The organism is Pyxidicoccus trucidator (assembly GCF_010894435.1).
Lineage (GTDB): Bacteria > Myxococcota > Myxococcia > Myxococcales > Myxococcaceae > Myxococcus > Myxococcus trucidator.
In genome coordinates this window covers 88355-114095 of sequence record NZ_JAAIXZ010000017.1, presented here as the reverse complement: position 1 = coordinate 114095, position 25741 = coordinate 88355, and the positions used below count along the sequence as shown (strand labels likewise).

The 25741-nt window shown below is 69.8% G+C and carries 25 protein-coding genes; 16 read left to right on the top strand and 9 right to left on the bottom strand.

Going from position 1 to position 25741, the window contains the following annotated elements; translation table 11 throughout:
* Positions 1–88: 88 nt before the first annotated feature.
* Positions 89–1624 (bottom strand): catalase, encoded by a 1536-nt coding sequence (locus G4D85_RS36590; protein WP_164018740.1) that lies wholly within the window; start codon positions 1622–1624, stop codon positions 89–91.
* Positions 1625–1887: 263 nt separating this feature from the next.
* Here G4D85_RS36590 and kamD point away from each other — a divergent pair, with 263 nt between their 5' ends.
* From kamD to G4D85_RS36550, 8 genes are all read left to right on the top strand, one after another.
* Complete coding sequence (kamD, locus tag G4D85_RS36585; RefSeq protein WP_164018739.1) at positions 1888–3438, top strand: lysine 5,6-aminomutase subunit alpha; 1551 nt, start codon at positions 1888–1890, stop codon at positions 3436–3438.
* Positions 3435–3911 carry a hypothetical protein gene (locus tag G4D85_RS36580; protein ID WP_164018738.1) on the top strand — a complete coding sequence of 159 codons (477 nt, stop codon included), beginning with the start codon at positions 3435–3437 and terminating at the stop codon, positions 3909–3911. The genes kamD and G4D85_RS36580 overlap by 4 nt, the downstream gene beginning before the upstream one ends.
* A 4-nt stretch (positions 3912–3915) precedes the next feature.
* Positions 3916–4701: a lysine 5,6-aminomutase subunit beta gene (gene kamE, locus G4D85_RS36575; protein ID WP_164018737.1), complete on the top strand. Its 786-nt coding sequence runs from the start codon at positions 3916–3918 to the stop codon at positions 4699–4701.
* Positions 4698–5096, top strand: a complete 399-nt coding sequence (gene kal, locus G4D85_RS36570) for a 3-aminobutyryl-CoA ammonia lyase (RefSeq protein WP_205525860.1) — start codon at positions 4698–4700, stop codon at positions 5094–5096. The genes kamE and kal overlap by 4 nt, the downstream gene beginning before the upstream one ends.
* On the top strand, positions 5093–5920 hold the full coding sequence (gene kce, locus G4D85_RS36565; RefSeq protein ID WP_164018736.1) for a 3-keto-5-aminohexanoate cleavage enzyme: 828 nt from the start codon (positions 5093–5095) through the stop codon (positions 5918–5920). Before kal ends, kce begins: the two co-directional genes overlap by 4 nt.
* 162 nt (positions 5921–6082) lie before the next feature.
* Complete coding sequence (locus G4D85_RS36560) at positions 6083–6859, top strand: SDR family NAD(P)-dependent oxidoreductase (RefSeq protein WP_164018735.1); 777 nt, start codon at positions 6083–6085, stop codon at positions 6857–6859.
* Positions 6849–7634: a class I SAM-dependent methyltransferase gene (locus G4D85_RS36555; RefSeq protein ID WP_164018734.1), complete on the top strand. Its 786-nt coding sequence runs from the start codon at positions 6849–6851 to the stop codon at positions 7632–7634. The genes G4D85_RS36560 and G4D85_RS36555 overlap by 11 nt, the downstream gene beginning before the upstream one ends.
* A gap of 167 nt (positions 7635–7801) precedes the next feature.
* The gene (locus G4D85_RS36550) at positions 7802–8194 is read left to right on the top strand and encodes a hypothetical protein (RefSeq protein WP_164018733.1); all 393 of its coding nucleotides are present in this window, start codon (positions 7802–7804) and stop codon (positions 8192–8194) included.
* A 54-nt stretch (positions 8195–8248) separates the two neighbouring features.
* Here G4D85_RS36550 and G4D85_RS36545 read toward each other — a convergent pair whose 3' ends face one another.
* The 3 genes from G4D85_RS36545 to G4D85_RS36535 all read right to left on the bottom strand — a co-directional run bounded on the left by G4D85_RS36545 (position 8249) and on the right by G4D85_RS36535 (position 10476).
* Entirely contained in the window at positions 8249–9841 is a 1593-nt protein-coding gene (locus G4D85_RS36545) for a ChaN family lipoprotein (RefSeq protein ID WP_164018732.1), read from the bottom strand.
* A gap of 148 nt (positions 9842–9989) precedes the next feature.
* Positions 9990–10265 (bottom strand): TIGR04563 family protein, encoded by a 276-nt coding sequence (locus G4D85_RS36540; protein ID WP_164018731.1) that lies wholly within the window; start codon positions 10263–10265, stop codon positions 9990–9992.
* Positions 10266–10272: 7 nt separating this feature from the next.
* Positions 10273–10476, bottom strand: coding sequence for a TIGR04563 family protein (locus tag G4D85_RS36535; RefSeq protein ID WP_002638649.1), 204 nt, complete (start codon positions 10474–10476; stop codon positions 10273–10275).
* A 454-nt stretch (positions 10477–10930) separates the two neighbouring features.
* On the opposite strand from G4D85_RS36535, the gene tilS reads away from it, so the two are divergent.
* Positions 10931–12286, top strand: a complete 1356-nt coding sequence (tilS, locus tag G4D85_RS36530) for a tRNA lysidine(34) synthetase TilS (RefSeq protein ID WP_164018730.1) — start codon at positions 10931–10933, stop codon at positions 12284–12286.
* 180 nt (positions 12287–12466) lie between these two features.
* Complete coding sequence (gene ftsH / locus G4D85_RS36525; protein WP_164018729.1) at positions 12467–14383, top strand: ATP-dependent zinc metalloprotease FtsH; 1917 nt, start codon at positions 12467–12469, stop codon at positions 14381–14383.
* A gap of 85 nt (positions 14384–14468) precedes the next feature.
* Here the strand turns inward: ftsH and G4D85_RS36520 are convergent, their stop codons facing one another.
* Positions 14469–15164: a pirin family protein gene (locus tag G4D85_RS36520; protein ID WP_164018728.1), complete on the bottom strand. Its 696-nt coding sequence runs from the start codon at positions 15162–15164 to the stop codon at positions 14469–14471.
* A 179-nt stretch (positions 15165–15343) separates the two neighbouring features.
* Between G4D85_RS36520 and folP the strand changes: the two genes are divergently transcribed.
* From folP to tsaE, 6 genes are all read left to right on the top strand, one after another.
* The gene (gene folP, locus G4D85_RS36515) at positions 15344–16582 is read left to right on the top strand and encodes a dihydropteroate synthase (protein ID WP_164018727.1); all 1239 of its coding nucleotides are present in this window, start codon (positions 15344–15346) and stop codon (positions 16580–16582) included.
* 296 nt (positions 16583–16878) lie between these two features.
* Positions 16879–18273: a phosphoglucosamine mutase gene (gene glmM, locus G4D85_RS36510; RefSeq protein ID WP_164018726.1), complete on the top strand. Its 1395-nt coding sequence runs from the start codon at positions 16879–16881 to the stop codon at positions 18271–18273.
* 106 nt (positions 18274–18379) lie between these two features.
* Positions 18380–19105 (top strand): pyridoxine 5'-phosphate synthase, encoded by a 726-nt coding sequence (locus tag G4D85_RS36505; protein ID WP_164018725.1) that lies wholly within the window; start codon positions 18380–18382, stop codon positions 19103–19105.
* Positions 19106–19111: 6 nt separating this feature from the next.
* A complete protein-coding gene (acpS, locus tag G4D85_RS36500) occupies positions 19112–19492 on the top strand; it encodes a holo-ACP synthase (protein ID WP_164018724.1) in 381 nt (126 codons plus the stop codon).
* A 4-nt stretch (positions 19493–19496) separates the two neighbouring features.
* Positions 19497–21032, top strand: a complete 1536-nt coding sequence (locus G4D85_RS36495; protein ID WP_164018723.1) for an NAD(P)H-hydrate dehydratase — start codon at positions 19497–19499, stop codon at positions 21030–21032.
* The gene (tsaE, locus tag G4D85_RS36490; RefSeq protein ID WP_164018722.1) at positions 21029–21514 is read left to right on the top strand and encodes a tRNA (adenosine(37)-N6)-threonylcarbamoyltransferase complex ATPase subunit type 1 TsaE; all 486 of its coding nucleotides are present in this window, start codon (positions 21029–21031) and stop codon (positions 21512–21514) included. The genes G4D85_RS36495 and tsaE overlap by 4 nt, the downstream gene beginning before the upstream one ends.
* A 1-nt stretch (position 21515) precedes the next feature.
* On the opposite strand, the gene G4D85_RS36485 is transcribed toward tsaE, so the two are convergent.
* The 4 genes from G4D85_RS36485 to G4D85_RS36470 form a co-directional block, all read right to left on the bottom strand.
* On the bottom strand, positions 21516–22676 hold the full coding sequence (locus G4D85_RS36485) for a pentapeptide repeat-containing protein (RefSeq protein WP_164018721.1): 1161 nt from the start codon (positions 22674–22676) through the stop codon (positions 21516–21518).
* Positions 22677–22772: 96 nt separating this feature from the next.
* Complete coding sequence (locus tag G4D85_RS36480) at positions 22773–23636, bottom strand: class II glutamine amidotransferase (protein ID WP_164018720.1); 864 nt, start codon at positions 23634–23636, stop codon at positions 22773–22775.
* An 88-nt stretch (positions 23637–23724) separates the two neighbouring features.
* The gene (gene hutI, locus G4D85_RS36475; protein ID WP_164018719.1) at positions 23725–24990 is read right to left on the bottom strand and encodes an imidazolonepropionase; all 1266 of its coding nucleotides are present in this window, start codon (positions 24988–24990) and stop codon (positions 23725–23727) included.
* A 3-nt stretch (positions 24991–24993) separates the two neighbouring features.
* The gene (locus tag G4D85_RS36470; protein ID WP_205525859.1) at positions 24994–25728 is read right to left on the bottom strand and encodes a hypothetical protein; all 735 of its coding nucleotides are present in this window, start codon (positions 25726–25728) and stop codon (positions 24994–24996) included.
* Between the last annotated feature and the right edge of the window lie 13 nt (positions 25729–25741).

Here is a 25741-nt window from a genome sequence, read left to right as displayed (position 1 = left end):
TCCCACCCCGGCCCTCTCTCGGACGGAGAGGCGGGAAACAGCGGGCCCCGGCCAGCGACAGCGCCGGGGCCCGGTACGACGGGGTGCTTCAGCGCGTCGCCAGCGGAGCCACGGCCGCCTTGGCGTCGTCCACCTTCACGCCCACCAGCTTCGCCAGGCGCGTGCCGTAGTCGGCGTTGGCCATGTAGAAGTGCCCCACGATGCGGGCCTTCACGCGGGCGTCACGCACCTGGCCCAGGTCCGCGGCGATGTTCTTCACCAGTCGCTCCTTCGCCCCGGCGTCGAGCGCGACATAGAAGGCGCCCGCCTGGGAGAAGTTGTCCGTCTTCTCGATGGCCCGCTGCTGCGTGGTGCCGCTCAGCGGGGCGCTCGACAGCAGGTAGGCCGGGACGTCCTGCGTCTCACGGGTGACGCTCGGCTCGTAGTTCACGTCCGACTTCGTGTTGGCGATGTTCATGGAGCCGGCCTGGCTGTTGCTGTTCACCGGGGCCTTGGCGCGGTTGACGGGCAGCGACTGGTAGTTGGCGCCGATGCGGTAGCGCTGCGTGTCCGCGTAGGAGAACAGGCGGCCCTGCAGCAGCCGGTCCTCGGAGGGCTCGATGCCCGGGGGCACCACGCCGGGGGAGAACGCGACCTGCTCGGTCTCCTCGAAGAAGTTGTCCGGCATCTTGTTCAGGGTGAACCTGCCCAGCTTGACGGACGGCGCCTTGTCCTCGGGCCACACCTTCGTCGCGTCGAGCGGGTCGAAGCTGAACTTGTCCAGCTCCTTCGGGTCCAGCACCTGCACCGACAGCTCCCACGACGGGAGCTTGCCCGCGCCGATGGAGGCGTACAGGTCCGTGGTGGCGTGCTGGAAGTCCGCCGCGACGGTGCGGGCGACCTCGTCAGGGGTGTTGAGGCCCTTCACGCCCTGCTGCGAGGCCCAGTTGAACTTGACGTACTTGTACTCGCCCTTCGCGTTGACGAACTTGAACGAGTGCACGCCGTGCCCGTTCATCTGCCGGTGGTTCGCGGGGATGCCCAGGTCCGAGTAGACCTGCGTGAGCATGTGCGTCGACTCGGGCTGGTGCGAGAAGAAGTCGAAGAAGCGGTTCGGGTCCTGCTTGTTCGTGATCGGCGACGGCTTGAGCGAGTGCACCATGTCCGGGAACTTGATGGCGTCCCGGATGAAGAAGATGGGCAGGTTGTTGCCGACCAGGTCCCAGTTGCCCTCGTCCGTGTAGAACTTCAGCGCGAAGCCGCGCGGGTCCCGCAGCGTCTCCGGCGAGCCGGACGGGTGGATGACCGTGGAGAAGCGCACGAACATCGGCGTCTTCTTGCCCTTGGCGGAGAAGATGGACGCGCGGGTGAGGCTGGAGAAGTTGTCGTAGCTCTCGAAGGTGCCGTGGGCGCCGGTGCCACGCGCGTGGACGACGCGCTCGGGGATGCGCTCACGGTCGAACCGCGCCAGCTTCTCGATGAGGTGGAAGTCCTCCAGCAGCACGCCACCTCGGGGGCCGGCCGTCTTGGAGCTCTGGTTGGTCCCCACCGGGGAGCCAGTGTCGGTGGTGAGAGGGGGCGGAGTCTCGGCCAGGGCCGGACCGCCAAGGAGCAGTGCGGACAGAAGCAAGGAGCGGAATTGCACGGGGGTCTTCCTCGTCTTTCGGGGGTGAGACGCCGCGCTCCAAAGCACGGCCCGTGCCGCAGTCCTGGGCTGAGTGTTATCAATGGCTTATGAAGTCCTATCAGCCCGCATCACCGAAATGCCGGTGTATTCACCGGCCAGGCGGTGACATTCCGCACCGTTGGGTCGGTGTGAAGTGCGGGGAACCGATAATGCGGTGCGCCAACGCCAGGTGGGTACGCTTCACCGCTTCCGACTGGCGTTTTGGCGGGTAAGGTGCGCGCATGCCAGGCCCGTTCATTGAAGACGCGCAGATTGCTCACGCGCGCAAGCTGGCGGAGGAGATCGTCAACCCGATCTTCGACCTCATCCGCCGCAACACCACTGTATCCACCGAGCGCACCGTGTTGCGCTTCTTCGGCATCTCCGGAGCCGGGGCGCGTGGCGTCCCGCTCGCCAACCTGATGGTCGACAAGCTCAAGGCCTCCGGGGTGCTCAACAAGGGCGCCGCCTACTGGTACGGCCGCGCGCTGCACCTGGGCGCCAAGAGCCCGCTGGAGGCCGTGGAGCGCCTGACGGCGCTGCCCACGGACAAGCTGGGGGCGCTGCCCCCCGAGCAGGAGCAGAACCTGAGGGAAGAGGTCCGCGCCGAGGCCCGCGCGGCCATGGAGGACATGAAGGCCCGCATCGCCCAGCGGGAGGCGCTCCGGAAGGAGTTCCCCATGTCCCCCGCACCCCACAAGTACGTGATTGTCGCCACGGGTAACATCTATGACGACGTGGACCAGGCCCGGGCCGCCGCCCAGGCCGGCGCGGACGTCATCGCCGTCATCCGGTCCACGGCCCAGTCCCTGCTGGACTACGTGCCCCACGGCGCCACCACCGAGGGCTACGGCGGCACGTACGCCACCCAGGAGAACTTCCGCATCATGCGCGAGGCCCTGGACGAGGAGAGCCGCAAGCTCAAGCGCTACATCCAGCTCACCAACTACTCGTCCGGCCTGTGCATGTCGGAGATCGCCTTCTGCGCGGCCTACGAGAAGCTGGACATGCTGCTCAACGACGCGATGTACGGAATCCTCTTCCGTGACATCAACATGCGGCGCACCTTCATCGACCAGTACTTCAGCCGCCGCATCTGCGCCATGGCCGGCATCATCATCAACACCGGCGAGGACAACTACATCACCACGGCGGACGCGTACGACGCGGCCCACACCGTCATCGCCAGCCAGTTCATCAACGAGTGCTTCGCCAAGCGCGCGGGCCTCAAGGACTGGCAATTGGGCATCGGCCACTCGTACGAAATCGACCCGTACCGTGACGACACGCTGCTGCTGGAGCTGTCGCAGGCCATGCTGGTGCGCCGCTGCTTCCCGGACGCGCCGCTGAAGTACATGCCGCCCACCAAGCACAAGGAGACGGACATCTTCTTCAGCCACGCGTACGACGTGATGGCGGACCTGGTGGCCATCTGGACGCGGCAGGGCATCCAACTGCTGGGCATGATGACCGAGGCCATGCACACGCCGCTGCTGGCGGACCGCTACGTGGCGCTCAAGTCCGCGTCGTACATCCACCGCGCGGCGCGCGGCATCGACGAGGAGTTCACCGTCCGCGAGGACGGGAAGATCGCCAACCGGGCCCGCGAGGTGTTCGGCCAGGCGATGAAGCTCCTCCAGGAGTGCCGCGACGAGGGCATGGTGGCGGCCATTGGCAAGGGTCACTTCGGCGACGTGAAGCGCGAAGAGACTGGCGGCAAGGGCCTGGATGGTGTGCTGGAGAAGGCGCCGGATTACTTCAACCCGTTCCTGGAACTCCTGGAGGCAGCGTGATGCTCGGTACGATTCTCGCCGTGGTGGTGGCCGCTGGTGGCTCGGCCGATGCGCTGGCGCAGTTCCAGGTGAAGAACGTGTCCCTCCAGGTGCCGGCGGCCTGGTCCCGCTCGGCGGAGGATGGGACCGCCAGGTTCACCGCGCCCAGCGGCGACGCCTACTTCCTGGTGGACGTGGGCTCGGTGCAGACGGCGGGCATGAAGGCCCAGACGTGCGTGGACAAGATTGTCGCCTCCATCGGCGGCGCCAACTGGGCGCGCATCAAGGTGGGCGGGCAGCCGGCGGCGAAGCGGCTGGACTCGGACAATGCGCCCAACGGCGGCGTGGTGGACACGGTGACGTACGTGGGGTGCGACGGGAAGACCACCTGGTCCATCGTCTTCCACCTCGAGCAGGGCAAGAAGGAGCGCTTCGCTCCTCTGGCCGAGAAGGTGGGCACCAGCGTGAAGCTGCAGCGGGGCGGGGGGAGATGAGCCGATGGTGAAGCCGAGCAAGCAGATCATCCGTCCCTACGGCGACCGGCGCGACGACGGCGTGGTGCAGATTTCGTTCACACTGCCGGTGCCGCTGTCGGAGAAGGCCAAGGAAGCCGCCGCCGTCTTCACGAAGAAGATGGGGTTCTCCGACGTGAAGGTCGCCGCCGCCGAGCGCGCCGCGGACAACTACACGTTCTTCGTCGTCTACGCCCGCTCGGGCATGTACCTGGACTACGCCGAAATCGACGTGCCCGAGGTCATCGTCAAGAAGATGTCCTTCGACGACCTCAACGCCTTCATCAAGGAGAAGGTGGGCCGGCGCATCGTCGTGTTCGGCGCGTGCACCGGCACGGACACGCACACGGTGGGCATCGACGCCATCCTGAACATGAAGGGCTACGCGGGCGACTACGGCCTGGAGCGCTACCCGGGCTTCGAGGCGTACAACCTGGGCAGCCAGGTGCCCAACGAGGACCTCATCAAGAAGGCGTTGGCGAAGAACGCCGACGCGATTCTCGTGAGCCAGGTCGTCACCCAGCGCGACGTGCACAAGGACAACTCGCGCCAGTTCATCGACGCGGCCAAGGCTGCGGGCATCCACGGCAAGGTCCAGCTGCTGCTGGGCGGGCCGCGCGTGGACCACAAGCTGGCGCTGGAGCTGGGCTTCGACGCGGGCTTCGGTCCGGGCACCAAGCCGTCGGACGTGGCCAACTACATCGTCCATGCGCTCCTGAAGAAGGAAGGCAAGGAGCCGCAGGGCATGCACTACCAGGGAGAGCCCACGTGAGCACCGGAACGAAGGCCGTCATCCGCCTGCGCATGAGCAGCCATGACGCGCACTACGGCGGCAACCTCGTGGACGGCGCGCGCATGCTGGGCCTCTTCGGCGACGTGGCCACGGAGCTGTGCATCCGCAGCGACGGGGACGAGGGGCTGTTCCGCGCCTACGACTCGGTGGAGTTCCTCGCGCCCGTGTACGCCGGGGACTTCATCGAGGCGGAAGGGGAGATTGTCAGCGCGGGCAACACGTCGCGGAAGATGCGCTTCGAGGCGCGCAAGGTCATCCGCCCGCGCCCGGACGTGAACGATTCGGCGGCGGACCTGTTGCAGGAGCCGGTGGTGGTGTGCCGTGCTTCGGGGACCTGCGTGGTTCCGAAGGACAAGCAGCGAGGTCAAAAATGAGCACGCCCATGGTCATCACCGCGGCGATGGTCGGCGCCGAGACGACGCGCGAGCAGACGCCGCACCTGCCGATCTCCGCCGAGGAGATCGCCGAGGACGCGGTGCGCTGCCGTGAGGCCGGCGCGGCGATGGTGCACCTGCACGTGCGCACGGCGGACGGCAAGCCCTCCCAGGACGCGGAGCTGTTCCGCGCCGCCATCCGCGCCATCCGCAAGCGCACGGACGTGCTCATCCAGACGTCCACCGGCGGCGCGGTGGGCATGAGCGTGGACGAGCGCTGTGGCCCGCTGACGCTCACGGGCTCGGACCGGCCGGACATGGCCACGCTCACCACGGGCACGGTGAACTTCGGCGAGGAGGTCTTCTGGAATCCCCGCCCGCTCGTCCGGGACATCGCGAAGCGCATCCGCGGCATCGGCCTTCGGCCGGAGCTGGAGTGCTTCGACGTGGGCATGATTGACGAGGCCCGCTACCTCGCGAAGGAGGGGCTGGTGGACCTGCCGGCGCACTTCGACTTCGTGCTCGGGGTGCCGGGCACGCTGCAGCCCCGGCCCGAGGTGCTGGACTTCATGATTGCCGCGCTGCCGGAGGGCTCCACCTGGACGGTCGCGGGCGTGGGCCGGCACCAGCTGCCCTACGTGGACGAGGCGGCGAAGCGGGGCGGCAACGCGCGCGTGGGCCTGGAGGACAACATCTACGTGTCCAAGGGCGTGCTCGCGAAGGGCAACTGGGAGCTGGTCGCCGAGGCCGCGAAGCGCGCGCGGGCCAACGGCCGTGAGCCGGCCACGCCGGAGCAGGCCCGGAAGCTGCTGCGCCTGAGCTGAGCGGCCAGGGCGGCACCCAGGGGTGGGACGCCGCCGGGCCTCGGCTGGAGGCTCGGCGGCATGCAGGTGTTCTCGGAAACGGGGTCCCCGCTGTCGGAGCCGCCGGACGCCACCAGTGTGCCCGGTCTCCGAGGACGGCTGGCCCCGGGAAGGAAGCCACGGATGGACACGGAGCTGAAGGGCAGGGGCGTCCTCGTCACGGGCGGCGCGGGTGGCATCGGCACGGCGCTGACTCGCGCGTTCTTCGAGGAGGGCGCGAAGGTGGCGGTGCACTACCACTCCAACGCGCAGGGGGCGGAGACGCTGGCGCGCGAGGTGGGTGGCGCGGCGGTGCGCGCGGACCTGACGGTGGAGGCGGACGTGGACGCGCTGGTGCCCGCGGCCGTGTCGGCGCTGGGCCGGCTGGACGTGCTGGTGTGCAATGCGGGCGTGTGGCCCGCGCCCGACGCCCCGGTGTGGCAGATGTCCCTGGAGCGCTGGCGCCGCACGCTGGCGGAGAACCTGGACAGCGTGTTCCTGTGCTGCCGTGCCTTCCTTCGGCACGTGGCCACCACGGGCACGGGCAACATCGTCATCATCAGCTCCACGGCGGGGCTGTTCGGCGAGGCGGGGCACTCGGACTACGCGGCGGCCAAGGGCGCGCTGGCGGGGGGCTTCGTCAAGAGCCTGAAGAACGAGCTGGGCCGTATCGCCCCCCTGGGCCGCGTCAACGTGGTGTGCCCAGGCTGGACGGCGGTGGACCGGCACCGCGACAAGCTGGACGACCCGGGCTTCGTGAAGCGCGTGACGCGCACCATGCCGCTCCGGAAGGTCGGTCAGCCGGAGGACGTGGCACGCGTCGTGGTGTCACTCGCCTCGGACCGCATCTCCGGCCACGTGACGGGCGAGGTCATCACCGTGGCGGGAGGGATGGAAGGACGGGTGCTTCATGACACTTGATGCCGACGTACGACGTTACAACCGCGAGGCGTGGGACCGGCAGGTGGCGAAGGGAGACCGGTGGACGCTGCCGGTGGGCCCGGAGGTCATCGCCGCAGCGCGACGCGGGGAGTGGAGCGTGGTGCTCACCCCCAACAAGCCGGTGCCGCGCGAGTGGTTCGGCGACCTGGCGGGCAAGGACGTGCTGTGCCTGGCGGGCGCGGGCGGGCAGCAGGCGCCAGTCTTCGCCGCGGCGGGGGCGCGGGTGACGGTGCTGGACAACTCGCCCGCCCAGCTCGGGCAGGACCGCAAGGTGGCCGAGCGTGACGGCCTGGAGCTGCGGCTGGTGGAGGGCGACATGCGCGACCTGTCCGCCTTCCCCGACGGCAGCTTCGACCTCGTCTTCCACCCGTGCTCCAACTGCTTCGTGGACACCATCCGCCCCGTGTGGCGCGAGGCGTACCGCGTGCTGCGTCCGGGCGGCGCGCTGCTGGCGGGCTTCAGCAACCCCGTCATCTTCCTGTTCGATCCGAAGCTGGAGCAGCAGGGAGTGATGCAGCTCAAGTACAAGATGCCGTACTCGGACTTCACCAGCCTCACGGACGAGGAGCGCGCGCGCTACGGGGACGAGCCCCTGTGCTACGCGCACTCGCTGGAGGATCAGCTCGGCGGGCAGACGGACGCGGGCTTCGCCATCACCGGCTTCTTCGAGGACAAGCACGTTCCCGGGGACAAGCTGTCCGAGTACCTCTCCGGCTTCATCGCCACGCGCGCCGTGAAGCCCATGGCGCGGTAGGACTTGGGGCAGGGGGCTGGCTCGCGAGGCCGGCACCCTGCCCGCGTCAGAGGGGTTTCCACCCCCGGATGCGGGCGGATTTAACCTTTTGGCGCGCGCGGGGTTCTCTCAGGCAGAAGACGACGCGACACCAGGTCGCGTCGCCATGAGCCGAGGAGAAGTCCACCATGCGTCTGACGTCCGCCCTGCGGTCCGCTGTCGTTGCGTCGCTGCTGTTCGCCACCCCGATGCTGGCCGCCGAGGCCACTCCCACGCCGGCCCCCGCGCCCACGCCGGAGCAGGGCCACCACGAGGGCAAGCATCACAAGCGCGGCAAGCACGGGGGGAGGATGTTCCGCCTGGAGCACCGCCTCGACCGCGCGGTGGCCGAGGGGCGCATCACCCAGGCCCAGGCCGACCTCTTCAAGACCGAGGGGCGCCAGCTCCGCGAGGAGATGAAGGCCCAGCGCGAGGCGGCGGGCGGTCAGCTCTCCGAGGATCAGCGCATGAAGTTCAAGGAGCGGATGCGCGAGTTCCGCACGAAGGTGAAGGGCGCCGTCAAGCCGAAGGACGCCCAGTAGGACGTCGTGCCCCGGAGCCCGGCAGCTCGGGCCGGCGACGACGGTGCCCGCCGCTCAGCCCTGCGTGACGGCGGACATCCTGCTCGGGGCGCCCAGGCGCTCCGTCCACGTGAAGTACGCGCCCCGCGGGTCCTCGAATGGATCGCGGAAGAGCGCCTGCACTTCCGCCTTCGCCACGCTGCCCTCGTCGAAGGCCTGGTAGAGCCTGTCGCCCAGCAGGTAGCCCAGGGCGTGGCTGACGCCGTGGAAGAGCCGGTCCTTGCGAAGGGGCAGCAGCTTCACGGCCTCCTCGGGGCCCTCGGTCTCCGCGGCCTTGTGCGCCAGCACGAAGGCGGCAATCTGCCGCTCCACGCCCCGGCCCTCGCCGAAGCGCTTCGCCCACTCGGCCAGCCCCGGGCACGTGCGGCGCGGGTTCACCAGCTTCGAGCCGAAGAAGCCGAGCGCCTCCTCCATGCAGCGCGCGTAGAACGCCTCGGACGCGCGGCGCGGCGCCTCCATGGCGTCGCCCACCGCGCAGTGCCGGACGAAGTGCGCCGCCTCCTCCGCCGCGTGGTTCAGCGAGAGTGACGCGAGGTACGCCGTGCGCGCCCGGGGGATGTAGCCGCTCTCCCGCGAGAGGATGTGCCGCCTCAGCTGTGTCAGCTCCGAGTGCGTGAAGCGCCCGCGCTGCTGGATGCGCGCCAGCACGTCGCCGTCCGCCGCCGTCGTCACCTCCACCGAGTCCAGCGCGCGCAGCACCGGCACTCCGGCCAGGCGGCCAATCAGCGCCGACATCTCCCGGAACCGCTCCGCCGCGCTCCGGTCCGCGTCCACCAGCGGCGCGTCCCCGGCCTCCGCCTCCAGGTAGTCGAGGAAGCTCTGCTGGCACACGACGGGGGAGGCGTTGAGGAGGCACAGCGCGCCGTCCGCCAACTCCACCGCCTCCGCCGCGCCCACGCGTCCCTCGCGCGCCAGCCGCCACCAGACGCCTTCCGCGTTCTGGTACACCACGAGCCCCCGCCGCGCGTCCGCGCCGAGCGCGCGCTCCACCTGCGCGGGCAGGTGGCAGGGCGCCACGTGGTACTGGCCCACCAGCACCATGACCAGCGGCCGGTCCTCCGCGCGCGCCGCGCGGGCGATGCGCTCGGCCGCGTAGGCGTCCCGCAGCGCCAGCGAGCGCTCACCCTGGGCGCGCCGGTCGATGCCCACCACCTCCAGCCGCTGCCGCCGCGCGAAGGAGAGCAGGGCGCGAACGCCCGTCCCGGCACTGAAGCCCGAGGCGCTGGCCGCGACGCCCAGCCGCTCCAGCAGCGCGCGCTCCGGCAGCCGGCCCGCGAGCCACGCGTCCAGCGCGGACTGGTGACGGCCCTCCACGCACTCGAGCGCGAGGACGACGCGGCGGCCCGACGCGAGCGCGCGCTCCACCAGGGCGAGGTACGTCTGCTGCGCGAGCGGGAGCGTGTGGTAGTCGCCCACGTACACGACGTCCGCGGCCTGCACCTGCTGGTGCACCGCGGGCAGCGTCACGATGCGCCGGTAGCCGGCGGTACGCCGCCGGTAGCGGGCCTCGTAGGCACGAAAGGCGTCGGTGTGGCCGTCCACCACGCGGGCAATCTGCGCCCTCTGGCGGCGGAACAGTGCGAGGTGCAAGGCCAGCGAGTCGCGCATGGAGTGCGCAGATCCCTCGCACGGCGCAGGAGGCCCGGCAAAAAAACGACCCTCCCGGAGGAGCCGGAAAGCGCGTTGGGGCCGCGCGCTTGTGCCCGCGCGGCCCACCGGCAGGAGTGCCGGAGGGCCGTGCGCGGGAGCCGGGGGACTACTTGGACTCGTCCGAGGACGAGGCCGCGGCTACCACCGGCACTGCGGCCGTGGGAGCCACCGCCGCGGCGACGGGCGCCGGCGCGGGACGGGGCGGCGGGCTCAGCACGTCATTCACGGAAGGCATCTTCCGGATGTCGCCGCGCGCCACCTTCCACGCCTGCTGCACGATCCACGAGAGCGAGCGGTCCTGCCGCGTCGCCTCACGCTGGATCTCCTCCAGCATGTCCTCGGGGAAGTAGAGACTCTGCTTGCGATGGTCGGTCGTGGCCATGCCCTCGCTACTCCTCCCGTGGGTCCTGGCGCTCGTCGCCAGTCACGTCGTTCACGGCGGGGAACGACTTGATGCGCTCACGGGCGATCTTCCACGCCTGCTGAACGACCCACGACAGGGAGCGGTCCTGGCGGGTCGCTTCCTCCTGGATCTCCTTCAGCATCTCCTCGGGGAAGTACAGCGACTGCTTGCGCTTGTCAGTGCCTGCCATACCTGGGTCTCCGGGGCGGATTCGAGGTGACGACCTGAACACACCAGGGTCGTTATCCGACAGACTCACAAGTGGGTCAACGGTTTCAAAGGACTGATTCCGCGTCCGCATGGTCCACACCCGGGCTCGTGCAGTCGCACGTGACGTGTGCAGCAGGGCGCGAAAAAGGAAACGCCCCGGACCTCAAGCGAGGAAGTCCGGGGCGCTTCGGAAAGAGGGACCGCCGGGAGTGGATCTCCTGGCGGACCCGTGGGCCCAGAGGGGGAGGGGGGGGACCCCTAGGCCCAACACCTTGAAATTCGACCGTCCGCTCAACAATCCCAACGAAAGCGACTATTTCCGCTTCCGCGACCACGCCCATCCGGTGTGACGATCATAAGAACCGACCCCCCTACCTTCAACCGCATGCGCCTCTGTAACCCAGCCATTCGACAATCCATTCCGCCCCTGTCAGATGCCCCGCATTGACCTCCCACCGCAGCCTCTGACGAAGACCTTGGAGGCGGCCTACAAGCGCCTCGGCCTCGAGGGGCGCTCGGTGCTGCTCGCCGTCTCAGGAGGCGCTGACTCCACCGCACTGCTGGTCGGCACCGTGCGCGTGGCGCCCCGCCTGGGGCTGCGCGTGGAGGCCGCCACGCTGGACCATGGCCTGAGGCCCGGGGCCGAGGCAGAGGTGCGGGCAGTCGAGGGCCTGGCCGCCCGCCTGGGCGTGCCGTGCCATGCGCGGGTGCTGGAGGTGGGCGCGGGCACGGGCCTCGAGGCGAGGGCGCGCGAGGCCCGCTACGCGATGCTGGAGACGGTGCGGCGCGAGCGTGGGCTGGACGTGGTGGCCACCGCTCACACGGCGAGCGACCAGGCGGAGACGCTGCTGATGCGGCTCGCGCGCGGCACGGCGCTGCGGGGCGCGGGTGGAATCCACGCCTCGCGTCCGGGGCTCGTCCGTCCGCTCCTGGACCGTACGCGCGACGAGGTGGTCGCCTTCCTGGAGGCGGAGGGTGTCGGCTTCTGGACAGACCCGATGAACTCGGACCCGCTCTTCTTCCGGACGCGCATCCGGGAGGACGTGCTGCCGGCCCTGTCGCGCGCCGCGGGCTACCGCGTGGAGGCGCGGCTGGCGGCCTTCGCCCGGCATGCGGCGGAGGACGACGCGCTGCTGACGCGCCTGGCGGAGGAGGCGTGGCGGCGGCTGCTGCTGCACGACGAAAGCCTGGATGCCGTGGGGGTGCGCGCGCTGGAGCCGCCGCTGCGGCGGCGGGTGCTCGTCCGCCTGCTCGAGAGGGACGGCCTGCCAGTGGATGACGCCACGCTGCTGCGCGTGCTGAGCGCGGTGGAGCGGGGGCGCAACACCCCGCTGGGGCAGGGCTACGAGCTGCGCGCCGTCGGCGGGCGGGTCCGCACCTTCCGTCCCCGCCCGCCCGTGGCCCCGGCGGAGCTGCACCTGGAGGGTGAGGGCGCGCGGGGAGCGCTGGACGGAACGGGCTGGCGCTTCTCCGTGGCGCGCGGACCGCCGCCGACGGGCATGCACGGGCTTGTGCTCGCCGAGGGGACGCTGTGGCCGCTCACCGTGCGGACACGCCAACCGGGCGACCGCCTCCGGATGGCGGCGGGACAACGAAAGCTCCAGGACCTGTTGGTGGACCTTCGGGTGCCGGAGGAAACGCGCGGTACGTGGCCGGTGGTGGTGGACGCCGGGGGGCAGGTGCTGTGGCTCCCCGGGTTGTGGGCACCCGCGTCAACAGGAGTTCCTTCCGGACACTCCCTGTGGGCGGCACCTCCGGGTGCGAGCATTCAGCGGCCCCCTTCGTTATAGAGTGGAACAGTGCAGAGTGAGGGGATGGCCGCGGCCCCCTAAATAGTTGAGGGCTTTTTGCTGTTGCTGATACGGTCCGACGTTGGGTTGCTCGCCTGGTGTCGGCCAAATGATGGAAATAGCTGGGGTTCTTCCCAGCGCGGCCCTCATCCCGCCGAGTACCGAAAGGGCAGCTGACACGTGCGTTCGACCTACAAGACCATCGGGCTCTGGGTCATCCTGATCGTCCTCTTCGTCGCCTTCTACAACTTCTTCTCCCAGGGCAATGACCAGGTCCAGGAGCCATCCTTCACGCAGCTGCTGTCGAAGGTGGAGGAGAAGAAGGTCAAGGAAGTCGCCGTCAAGGGCAACACCTACTCCGGCAAGTTCGTCGATACGAGTGAGAAGTTCCGTACGACGGGCCCCGCGCCGGACGCGGCCATGCTCAACCAGCTCCGCGCCAACGGCGTGGACGTGAAGTACGAGCGGGAGGAGCAGAACAGCCTCTGGCTCACCATCCTCGGCCAGTGGATGCCGGTGGTCTTCCTGTTCCTCTTCTTCATCTTCTTCATGCGCCAGCTGCAGGGTGGTAGCGGCAAGGCCATGACCTTCGGCAAGTCGAAGGCGAAGCTCCTCAGCGAGAGCCACAACAAGGTCACCTTCGCGGACGTGGCCGGCGTGGACGAGTGCAAGGAGGAGCTGGAGGAGATTGTCGCCTTCCTCAAGGACCCGAAGAAGTTCACCAAGCTGGGCGGTCGCATCCCCAAGGGCGTGCTGATGATGGGCCCCCCGGGAACGGGCAAGACGCTGCTCGCCCGAGCGGTGGCCGGTGAGGCCGGTGTTCCGTTCTTCTCCATCTCCGGCTCGGACTTCGTGGAGATGTTCGTGGGCGTCGGCGCCAGCCGTGTCCGGGACTTGTTCGAGCAGGGCAAGAAGAACGCCCCCTGCATCATCTTCATCGACGAGATCGACGCCGTCGGCCGCCACCGTGGCGCCGGCCTGGGCGGCGGTCACGACGAGCGCGAGCAGACGCTCAACCAGCTGCTCGTGGAGATGGACGGCTTCGAGTCCAACGACGGCGTCATCCTGATTGCCGCCACCAACCGTCCGGACGTGCTGGACCCTGCCCTGCAGCGTCCCGGCCGCTTCGACCGGCGCATCGTGGTGCCGCGCCCCGACCTGAAGGGCCGCCTGGGCGTCCTCAAGGTGCACACCCGGCGCGTGCCGCTGGCTCCGGAAGTGGAGCTCGAGGTCATCGCCCGCGGTACGCCGGGCATGACGGGCGCGGACCTGGAGAACCTGGTGAACGAGTCGGCGCTCATGGCCGCGCGGCAGAACAAGGAGCGCGTGGACCTGAGCGACTTCGAGGCCGCCAAGGACAAGGTGTTCATGGGCCCGGAGCGCCGGTCCATGATCATGACCGAGAAGGAGAAGCGGAACACCGCCGTCCACGAGGCGGGCCACGCGCTGCTGGCCAAGCTCCTCCCGGGTTGTGACCCGCTCCACAAGGTCACCATCATCCCGCGCGGCCAGGCCCTGGGCGTCACCTGGAGCCTGCCCACCGAGGACAAGATCAACGGCTACAAGAAGCAGATGCTCGACCAGATCTCCATGGCCATGGGCGGCCGCATCGCCGAAGAGCTCATGTTCAACGAGATGAGCAGCGGCGCGGCGAACGACATCGAGCGCGCCACCGAGACGGCGCGCGCCATGGTGTGCCGCTGGGGCATGAGCGAGAAGATGGGCCCGCTGGCGTTCGGCAAGAGCGACGGTGAGGTGTTCATGGGCCGCGACTTCAACTCGTCCAAGGACTACTCCGAGGACACCGCGCGGCAGATCGACATGGAGGTCCGCTCCATCGTCGTGGGCTGCTACGACAACGGCAAGCGCCTGCTGACCGAGAACCTCGAGGCCCTCAAGCGCGTCGCCGAGGCGCTGGTGGAGTACGAGACGCTGGACGCCGAGGACGTGAACATCCTCCTCCAGGGCGGCCAGCTCACCCGTGAGCGTCCGCCTCCGCGCGTCAACGCTCCGCCGAAGGCGACGGAGAAGAAGGACAAGCGGAAGATCCTCGACGCGCTCGATGCGATTCCGACGATGGAGCCGAAGAAGGCGTAGTCCCACCGTCACCGTGGAAATGACGAAGGCCCTTCCCAGCACACCGGGAAGGGCCTTCTGCTTTGCGGGCCTCATGCCCGGCCGCTCAGGCCAGGTCGAAGAGCAGCGCCTCGACGGGCTCGGTGGCGGTGAGGACCAGCCGAGACTCCTCGGACACGGCCACGCCGTCACCGGCCTTCAGCTCCAGGCCGTTGAGCGTGCCCTTGCCGCGGGCCAGCTGCAGCCAGGCGTGGCGGCCGGGGGCCAGCGTGTACTCGGCCTGCTCGCCCACGCCCAGGAGCGTGCTGTGCAGCGACACGTCCTGGTGCACGGTGAGGCTGCCCTCGCGCGCGTCGGGGCTGGCCACCACGCGCCAGCGTCCCTGCCGCTCGGACTCCGGAAACGCCTTCTGCTCGTAGCCGGGCTTCAGGCCGCGCCGCTCGGGGATGATCCAGATCTGCAGGAAGTGCAGGTCCTGGTCCGAGCCGTTCATCTCGCTGTGCATGACACCGGTGCCGGCCGTCATCCGCTGCACCTCACCCGCGCGCAGCAGCCCGTCGCCGCCCGTGCTGTCACGGTGGGCAATGGCCCCGCTGAGGGGGTAGGTGATGATTTCCATGTCGCGGTGGGGGTGCGTGTCGAAGCCCTCGCCGGCCGTGACACGGTCCTCGTTGATGACGCGCAGGGCGCGGAAGCCCATGTTGTCGGGGGCGTAGTAGCTCCCGAACGAGAAGGTGTGGTGGGAGTCCAGCCAGCCGTGGTTGGCATGTCCGCGGGCTTCAGAGGGTCGAACGGTCATCATGGAGTGCTCCTTTTCTTCCGGGGGCGGCGGCCCTCAGGGCCTTCCGTCCTCCGCACTCAATATGCGCCCCCGAACCGTCACCACCAGCCGCGAGGGATGGGACGCATTGTTCTACCCATGGGACGAAGGGCGGAGCGGGCGGTAGGGTGCGCGAACCGCGCCGCAGGAGCCGCCTCCCCATGCCTCGTGCCCGTCCGATTGTCGCCGACCGTCCGGAGGATCTGCTGCTCGCCTTCCGGCGGCTGGGGCTGCCCCCGTCCGCCCGCGAGTACCTGCTGGAGAAGCTCCCCCACGCCCAGCTGCTCCTCACAGGGCTGGCGAAGGAGGAGGGGCACTTCCTCCAGTCCCTCCACGCCACCGCCACGGCGCCCGGGCTGGAGGAGTACCCCGCCTGGATTCCCGGTGACGCGAAGGCGCGGCCAGGCACGGGGCTGCTCACGGGGCGCAAGGAGCAGTTCGACCGGCTGCTGGCCACGGCACGCTTGGAGTCGCCCCCGCTGACGGCACTGGCCGCCACGGTGGAGCGGGCACTGGAGGCGGGGAAGGCCTCTGGCGCGCTGGAGCTGGGTGGGCGCACCTTCGCGTGGGGCACGCGCACCTACGTCATGGGCGTGGTGAACGTGACGCCGGACAGCTTCTCCGACGGCGGGCGCTTCTTCGACGCGGAGGCCGCCATTGCCCACGGCGTGGCGCTGGCGGAGGCGGGCGCGGATCTGCTCGATGTAGGTGGAGAGTCCACCCGTCCCGGCTCCCAGCCGGTGGACGCGGAGGAGGAGGTGGCGCGGGTGCTGCCCGTCATCCAGGGCCTGCGGGCGCGGACCTCCGTGCCCCTGTCGGTGGACACCACCAAGGCGGCCGTCGCCCGCGAGGTGCTGAAGGCGGGCGCGCACCTCATCAACGACATCACCGGCTTCCGCTCCGACCCCGACTTGCCGCGCGTGGTGGCCGAGGCGGGGGCGGCCTGCTGTCTCATGCACATCCAGGGCACTCCGGCCACCATGCAGCAGTCGCCGCGCTACGACGACGTGGTGGACGAGGTGCTGGCCTTCCTGGAGGACGCCCTGGCGCGGGCGGAGGCGGCGGGGGTGCCACGCGGGCGCATCCTCCTGGACCCGGGCATCGGCTTCGGGAAGACGGTCGACCACAACCTCTTCCTGCTGCGCCGCCTGGGCGAATTGCGCGTGCTGGGGCTGCCGCTGCTGGTGGGCACCAGCCGGAAGGGCTTCCTCGGCAAGCTGACGGGGGGCAAGCCAGCCACCGAGCGGCTGGCGGCGACGCTGGGCTCCGTGGCCGCCATGGCCGCCCTGGGGGGCGCTGACGTGGTCCGGGTGCACGACGTGGTGGAGGCCCGGGACGCCCTGGTCGTGGCGGATGCGATCCGGCAAGGAATGGAGGGTGGCCTGCTGTACGGGCGGTAATTTGGTGTGGCTTTCAGTCCTCGCTGTGTGGACTGCCGGGCACCGCCGGGGGGCAGCCAGGGAGGCACTGTGCGGCGCCCATCGCTCTCATGGGACTCGTGGCGCGATGCATCCGAGACCCTCCGGCGGCGTTGGTACTGATTTCGCAATCTCGTTGAGGCTGATAAGCCTGCACGCCTGGGAGGTTGCCCAGGGAACACCGGGTCCGTCACTTCGGGCCCGTACTGAGGGCGGGGTATAAGCCCCGACGTCGAAGGCCGGCGCAGGCCCGGCGTGGGAAAGGTGGAGCGGCACACATGGCGTACAGGATGAACATGCCTCCGAAGGAGGAGCGGGCGTCGCAGAAGCTGTTCGGCACGGACGGCGTGCGCGGCAAGGCGAACGTCTACCCGATGACGGCCGAGGTGGCGATGCAGCTCGGGCGTGCGCTCGCGTTCCTCATCCGCAACGGGCCGCACCGGCACCGCGTCATCATCGGCAAGGACACGCGGCTGTCGGGCTACATGCTCGAGCAGGCGCTGGCCGCCGGCATCATCTCCATGGGCGTGGACGTGGAGCTCGTGGGCCCGCTGCCGACGCCGGGCATCTCCAACCTCACCACCTCCATGCGGGCGGACGCGGGCGCGGTCATCTCCGCTTCCCACAACCCGTACGAGGACAACGGCATCAAGTTCTTCTGGCGCGACGGCTTCAAGCTGCCGGACGAGACGGAGGGGAAGATTGAAGAGCTGGTGTCCAGCGGCTCCATCGACTCCATCCGCCCCACGGCCACGAAGATTGGCCGGGCGTTCCGCATGGAGGACGCGCGCGGCCGCTACATCGTGTTCCTCAAGGCCACCTTCCCGCGCGAGCTGACCCTGGAGGGGATGACCGTCGTCGTGGACTGCGCCAACGGCGCGGCCTACAAGACGGCGCCCGCCGTGCTGGAGGAGCTGGGCGCCAAGGTGATTACCCTCGGCGTGAACCCGGACGGCAAGAACATCAACCACAAGTGCGGCGCGCTCCACCCGGAGGGCCTGGCTCGCGCGGTGGTGAAGCACGGTGCCCACATCGGCATCGCGCTGGACGGCGACGCGGACCGCCTCATCGTCGTGGACGAGAAGGGCAAGGTGGTGGACGGCGACGCCATCATGGCCATCTGCACGGACGAGCTGGTGGCCCGCAAGCTGCTCAAGAAGAAGACGCTCGTGACGACGGTGATGAGCAACATCGGCCTGGAGCGCGCGGTGTCCAAGCTGGGCGTCAAGGTGGCCCGCACCCGCGTGGGCGACCGCTACGTCGTCGATGAGATGCGCCGCAACGGCTACAACCTGGGCGGCGAGCAGAGCGGTCACCTCATCTTCCTGGACCACACCACCACCGGCGACGGCACCCTGGCGGCGCTGCAGTTGCTGGCGGTCATGTGCCGCTCGGGCAAGCCGCTGAGCGAGCTGTCCTCCATCTTCGAGCCGGTGCCCCAGACGCTGCTCAACGTGGTGGTGAAGCAGAAGAAGGAGCTCGGCGAGATGCCGGAGGTGATGAAGGCCATCAAGAGCGTGGAGCAGCGGCTGGGCAATGCCGGCCGCGTGCTGGTGCGCTTCTCCGGCACGGAGCCCAAGGTGCGCGTGCTCATCGAGGGCGAGGACGCCGTCCGCAACGAGGCGTACGCCAGGGAGATCGCCGCGGCGCTCTCCAAGACACTCAACGGCTGAGTCACCGCTCACGGCGGTTGACTTCCGGACGCCGGCCGCGAAAAGAAGGGCCGGCGCGTCCCGGGGCCATCGACAATCCCGTGCCCGCGCAAGCGAGGTGCGGTCGATGGGACAGCGACTGGGTGTCAACGTGGACCATGTGGCGACGCTGCGGCAGGCGCGGCGAACCACGTACCCGGATCCGGTGACGGCGGCGGCCATGGCCGAGCTGGCCGGCGCGCAGCAGATCACCATCCACCTGCGCGAGGACCGGCGCCACATCCAGGACCGCGATTTGCGCATCCTCCGCGAGACGGTGCAGACGCTGCTCAATCTCGAGATGGCGGCCACCGCGGAGATGGTGAAGATCGCCTACGAGCACAAGCCGGACGTGGTGACGCTGGTGCCCGAGCGGCGCGAGGAGCTCACCACCGAGGGTGGCCTGGAAGTCGCGGGCCAGCGCGAGCACGTCGCGAAGATCATCAAGAACCTCAAGGACGGGGAGATTGTCGTCTCGCTGTTCATCGACCCGGACCTGGACCAGGTGCGGGCGTCGCACAAGGTGAACGCGGACCGCATCGAGCTGCACACCGGCCGCTACTGCGAGGCGCGCAACGAGAAGGAGCGTGCGCGGGAGCTGGCGCGAATCGTGGACGCGGCCAAGGCGGGCACGAAGCTGGGCATGGGCGTGGCCGCGGGCCACGGGCTCAACTACGACAACGTGCAGGCCATTGCCCGAATCGCTGAAATCGACGAGCTGAACATCGGCCACGCGATTGTGGGGCGCGCGGTGCTGGTGGGCTTCGACCGCGCGGTGCGGGAGATGTTGGACCTGATGCGCAACCCGGGGTAGCGCGGCATGGGAATCGTCGGCCTCGGCCTGGACATCTGCTCCATCTCCCGCATCCAGCGCATCATGGAGGGGCCGCGCGCGGAGGCCTTCCTGAACCGCGTGTACACGGCGGAGGAGCGGGCGCTGTGCGGCCAGCGGCATGACGCGGCCAGCGCGTACGCGGCGCGCTGGGCGGCCAAGGAGGCCCTGGTGAAGGCCCTGGGCGCGCCTCCGGGCATCCGCTGGAAGGACATGGAGGTGCGGCGGGACGGTGGCCCGCCGTACTTCGCGCTGTCCGGGGTGGCGTTGGAGGTGATGGAGGCGCGGGGGTTGGAGGCCTTCCTCGCGCTGTCGCATGACGCCGGCGTGGCGGCAGCCACGGTGGTGCTCCAGAAGAAGGGGGAGTGAGCGCATGTTGCGAGTCCTCACCGCGGCCCAGATGCGTCAGGCCGAGCTGGATGCGGAAGAGCATCACGGGATGCCCTCCGCGCTGCTGATGGAGAACGCGGGGCGGGGGCTCGCCGAGGTGGCCCGGAGCGTGGCCGGCCCGGAGGGGCGCGTCACCGTGCTGTGCGGCCCTGGGAACAACGGCGGGGACGGGCTGGTCGCGGCGCGCTTCCTCCAGGAGGGTGGGGCGCGCGTGCTCGTGGCGCTGGTGGGGGACGCGGCGAAGCTGACCGTGGAGTCGAAGCGGAATCTCGCGGCGCTGAAGGGCTTCGGCGTGGTGCCCCGCTCGCTGGCGTCGCTGCCGGAGTTGGGGCACGGCGACGTGGTGGTGGATGCGCTGTTCGGCACGGGGCTGAGCCGTGCGCCGGCCGGGGAGTTCGCCGAGGCGATTGGCGCGATTTCCCGCTGGCGGTTCGCGGGGGCGAAGGTGGTGGCGGCGGACGTGCCCTCGGGCCTGCAGAGCGACACGGGCGAGCCCTTCTCGCCGTGCGTGGAGGCGGATGTCACGGTGGCCTTCGGCTTCCTCAAGCCGGGGCAGGTGCTGGAGCCCGGGGCCTCGCTGTGCGGGCGGGTGCGGCGGGTGGACATCGGCATGGGCGGCGAGGCCTCGAAGGACCTGTCCGGGCCGAAGCTGCTGGTGGTGGAGGAGGCGGACGCGCGCGCCACGCTGCCGGTGCGCCGGGCGGACTCGCACAAGGGCACCTTCGGGCACGTGCTGGTGGTGGCGGGGAGCCGGGGGAAGACGGGCGCGGCGGCGCTGGTGGCGAAGTCGGCGCTGCGCTCGGGCGCGGGGCTCGTCACGGTGGCGGCGCGCGGGGATGCGCTGGACACGATTCAGTCGCACTCGGCGGAAATCATGGGCACGCCCCTGGACGGCACAGGGCCGCTGGGGCTGAGCGACCTGAACGCGCTGCTGGCGGCGGCCGAGGGCAAGGATGCGCTCGTCATGGGGCCCGGGATTCCGCGCGGCCCGGAGACGGGAGCGCTGATTGGCGAGCTGCTGTCGCGGCTGGAGCTGCCGGCGGTGCTGGATGCGGACGCACTCAACGCGGTGGCCACGGACCTGTCGGTGCTGCGGAAGGCGAAGGGGCCGGTGGTGCTCACGCCGCACCCGGGAGAGATGGCGCGGCTGACGGGGAAGCCGACGAAGGAGGTCCAGACGCGGCGGCTGGAGCTGGTGAAGCAGCTGTCCTCGGGGCTCGGGGTGACGGTGGTGCTGAAGGGTGACAGGACGCTGACGGCCCATCCGGATGGGCGCGTGTTCATCAACACCACGGGGAACCCGGGCATGGCCACGGGAGGCTCGGGGGACGTGCTGTCGGGCCTGTGCGGTGCGTTCCTGGCCCAGGGCTTTCCGATGCCGGACGCGGTGTGGACGGCGGTGTATGCGCATGGGCTCGCTGGTGATATGGCGGCGGCACGGCGCGGGCAGCTGGGGCTGATTGCCGGAGACCTGGTGGAGCAGGGGCTGTGTGATTTGTGGGTCCGGTGGGGCCGATGAGCAGCGAGACCGCGACGCGAGTGAAGACGCTGCGCCTGGAGTCTCCCGAGGAGACGCATGCGCTGGGCGTGCGGCTGGGCAAGCTGCTACGGCCGGGTGACTTCGTGGGGCTGATTGGCGAGCTGGGCGCGGGGAAGACACACCTGGCGCGCGGCGTGGCCGAGGGCGCGGAAGTGCCTCGCTCGGAGGTGGCCAGTCCCACGTTTGCGATTGTGTATCCGTACTCGGGAAGAATTCCGCTGTACCACGCGGACCTGTACCGGCTGGCGAACTACGACGACCTGTACTCCACCGGCTTCCTGGACATGGTGGAGAGCGGGGACGGGGCCTCGTTGGTGGAGTGGCTGGACCGGATTCCGGCGGCTGCGCCCCGTGAGTTCCTGCGCGTGACGTTGCGGCACACAGGCGGCGATGCGCGCGAGCTCACGGCTGAGGCCTTCGGGGCACGGCCGGCAGTGTTGCTCGACGCGTGGATGTCTTGAATCACTCCGCCGCTGAATGAGGCGTTGAATGCCACTGCGCCTGGATGCGCGGGTCCACCTGTTCGTGGAGGCGCACGAGCCAGCGATGGGCGTGCTCCACCGACCCGCGCAGGCCGAGCGTCGGCAGGTGAGTGGCGGTCGTCCGCAGATGGAGTCCCCACACGAGACAGGCCCGCACCTCGCTCATGTCCGGGGTGCCAGCCTTCTCTGGGCGGGTCGGGCTGGCGGCGTGCATCCGGGCTCGCACGCGCTCCTCGAAGTCAGGGTCTCTCAGGAGTAACGCCACCGTGAGCTGAGGATGGGCCCAGCTCCACCGGTCCAGGACGTCCCACAGGGCCGCCAGGGTGTGCTCGTTCGCGCCCCCCAGCACAACGGCCGCCGCCGCGACCATGTGCATGCGCCAGTTCCGTTCCTTCAAGATCGAGCTCACTTCCGCATCCAGGTCGGAGCTGGCGTCCACCCCCGCCTCGATGTGCAGGAGGGCTCGCCGGTTCGTGAGGCGGAGGAGCCCAGCACCTCCCTGAAGCATCAGGATGGGCTCGATGAAGGACGGGTAGCCCGCCCTCCGCGCCTCACGCACGAAGTCCCGGGCCGAATACGGATACACCCGCTCCGGCTCCCACCGCGCGCACGTGAGGAGCGCGTCCTCCAGGTCGCAGAAGTACAGGCTCGTGTCCCGCAGGTCCGCGTTGCGGAGGTCCGCGAGCTGCAACGTGGCCTTGTCGAACCGGGCATCTCGCAGCTGTGCACGGCGGAAGGAGCTGCGCGTCAGGTTGGACGCCGTGAGCACCGCGCCCTCCAGGAACGCGTCGTCCCAGCTCGCGCCCAGGGCCACACACGCCGTCAGGTTCGCGCGCTCCATCCGGGCATGGCGCAGCGAGGCCCCTGACAGCGTCGCAAGCTCCAGCCGCGCGTCCTGGAGCCCGCAGTCCTCCAGCACCGCGCCCTCCAGCCGCGCCCTCACGAGGTCCGCGCCGCTCAGCTCCTGCTGCGTCAGGTCGATGCCCCGGAGTCCTCCGAGGTTGCCCCCCAGCGCCTCCGTGCCGGGGAAGCCGACCAGCACCTCTCGCCAGGGACCTCGCAGGCCCATGGCGATGAGTTGCTCGCGTCGGCGCTGGCCGTCAGGGGTGTTCCAGCGCGCGGCGAGTGCATCCGCGCGCATCACGAGAGCGGCCTCCAGCGCGCGAGGAACCTGAAGCGCATCAGGGACGCTCCCTCGCGTGTGCGGCGCTCAAGAGAGAAGCGCCACACCCGGCGCTTACGCCGCGTTTTGCGGAGCGCCCGGATTCACGGGCGGAAACAAATCCCCCCCGGCCAGCTCGGGCACGCGCCAGCGGTGGAACACGAGGCGCGCGTCCACTCCGATGACGTCCTCCTCGTCCACCGTGCCCCAGTACGGCCCACCGCACAGCGACTCGCTGGCGACGACGAACTGCGGCACCTGCGTGCCCACCGGAGGCAGCCCCGCCACCCCACCGCAGCTCGGCCCCGTGGACAGGAGGAGCGGACGGTTGCGGCGCGAGGCCACCATCACCTCGCCGTTCGTCACCAGGAAGTTCATCGCCGAGCGGTTCGGGTCCCCGGGCTGGTCCGTAATCGCCGCCACCAGCGACATCGTCTCCGCCACCGCGCGGGCCACGGACTCCACAGGGACCGGGTGCTCGAGCGAGTGCCTGGCCGACAGCCGGGTAAGGAACAGGTAGAAGCAGCGCTCGCTGTCCGTCGTCCCCTTGATGTTGGGGCGGAAGCTCGGGCTGATGAGCGCTTCCACGGCGGGCCGGTGCCTCGCGAACTCGCGCACCGTCCCGTTGTGCCCGAAGGACCAGCGGCCATGGTGGAAGGGGTGCGAGTTGCGCAGCTCCACCGCGCCCACGGACGCGAGGCGGATGTGCGCCACCACCGTGTGAGACGACACCCGGCTGCTCACGCGCTCGAAGTCAGGGTCGCTGTGCGCGGGCCCCACACCGTGGGCGACGAGAGGCAGAGGCTCCGCACCGTAGGCGGCAATGCCCCACCCGTCCTTGTGCTCACGCGACTGGATGAGCAGCGAGTTCTTCTCCGTCACCAGCGAAGGGTGAACGGCTGCGGGCGTCGATGAACGGAATCCAAAGAGTCGGCACATGGCAAGCGGCAGGTATCTATACAGCCCGGCCCCGACGAGAAGTTCTCGTGTCTCACCGGAATACGTCGCCTGTCAAAGCGACGCCACTTCACGCGCAGGAATTCATCTCCTGCCGGACGACGACACGTCCGGTCTTCACCACCACCCGCGCGTGACCTACTCCTAGATGGTAGGGCAGATGCCGGTACGAAGCACAGCTGAAGACCACCAGGTCGCCCGGGTCTCCCACGGACAGGCGCCCATGTGTTTGCAGCCCCAACGAGAGCGCGGCGCCTCGGGTAGCGGCCCAGTAGGCTTCGGCCGCGCTGAGCCCGTTCTCCAGACACGCCAGCCCCAGCGCCAAGGCCAGGTTTTCACTCATGGCCGAGCCAGGATTCACGTTTGAACCCAAAGCAACGTTGATGCCCGCATCACGCAACCTGCGCCCGGGGGCATAGGGACGCATGCGCAGGAACAGTGTGGAGGTGGGCACGAGTACGGCGGTGACGTTCGCCTCGGCCAGCGCACGCAGGCCCGACTCCGTCAGCTGCTCCAGGTGGTCGGCCGTTGCGGCTCCAAGTTCCGCCGCGAGCTCCGAGGCGCCGCAGGCGGTGAGCTGGTCCGCGTGCAGCCGGGGAATCATTCCCAGGGCGCGGGCGGTGGTGAGGATGCGGCGGGCCTCGTCCACGGTGAAGGCGCTCTCCTCCACGAAGACGTCGCAGAAGCGCGCCAGGCCCTCCTGCGCCACGGCGGGGAGGATTTCGTTGATGCACAGCCGCACGTAGTCCTCGCGCCGCCCCCGGTACTCCTCGGGCACCGCGTGCGCGCACAGCAGCGTGGGCACCAGCTCCACCGGCGTCAGCCCGTTCAGCCGGCGCACCACGCGCAGCATCTTCAGCTCGTTCTCCAAGTCGAGCCCGTAGCCGCTCTTCACCTCCGCCACCGTCACGCCATGCGCCAGCAGACGCTGGAGGCGGGGCAGGGCGAGCTTCACCAGCTCGTCCTCGCTGGCGGCGCGCGTGGCCCGCACCGTGCTGACGATGCCGCCGCCCGCCTTGGCGATTTCCAGGTACGTGGCGCCCTGGTTGCGCAAATCAAACTCCGCGGAGCGCTCCCCCGCGAAGACGAGGTGCGTGTGCGGGTCCACGAAGGCAGGGCCCACGAAGCCGCCCCGGGCGTCCACCAGCTCGGTGCTGGCGTCCACCGCGCCGTCGGGCAGCTCCGACTCCGGCCCCACATACGCGACGCGGCCCGAGCGCAGACCCACGCAGGCGCCAGGATAAGGGGTGAGGGCGTGCTCCGCCTTCTCGCGGTGCGTGCCCTCCACCTTGAGCACTTCGGAGGTGTTGCGGACCAGCAGCTCCAGCGCGTCCATGTGTCAGCGACCTCCTCGCACGCCCATGATGGGGACGTTCCAGCTCGCCCCGCTTCCGGCCTTCGCCCGGCCAAAGCCGCCGGACAGCTCCACGTTGTCCAGCCAGCCCCAGGTGAAGCGCGCCGCCACCACGCCGCCGTAGTACACCGCCGTGTCCGAGGCCTCACGCGAGCCCATGACGTGCCACGCGAAGAAAGGCACCAGGCCCAGCGACACGTTCTTCTCCGGCTGGAGCGTGAAGGCGCACGACGCCTCCGCGCCGAACATGCTCCCCGGGCCGCCCCGGGTGTTGAGCCCGAAGTCCGTGGCCCCGCGCAGCGCCATCGCGGGGGCCAGTCCCAGCCGCTCGGAGCCCACGTAGTACGAGGCCCCCGCGTAGAGCCCGTAGCCGGGGAGGGGCAGGGGGAGGAAGAACTCCCCCTGGATGCCGGTGTGGAGGTGCAGCCGCTCGGACAGGGGCCACGTTATCGCCGCGTCGAGCGCCATGCCCCACTGCTGCGTGGAGAAGCTGGCGTCGTCACCCCGGAACTGGTCTCCCTCGCCGAGGAACGGCTGGGCACCGGCGAGGGGGGCGCTGAGCCGGGGGCCCGTACGCACCCCCAGCTGGCCGAGGTTCTTGTCCGGAAACCCGGGCCCCAGGCGCATCACCATGGGGCCCATGGCCGTGGGGGCACAGCCCGCCAGCGCGGCGAGCGCGGCGATCAGCACCAGGAGGGACCTCGAGCGCGTGCGGTGCATGGCGGCCTCCAGG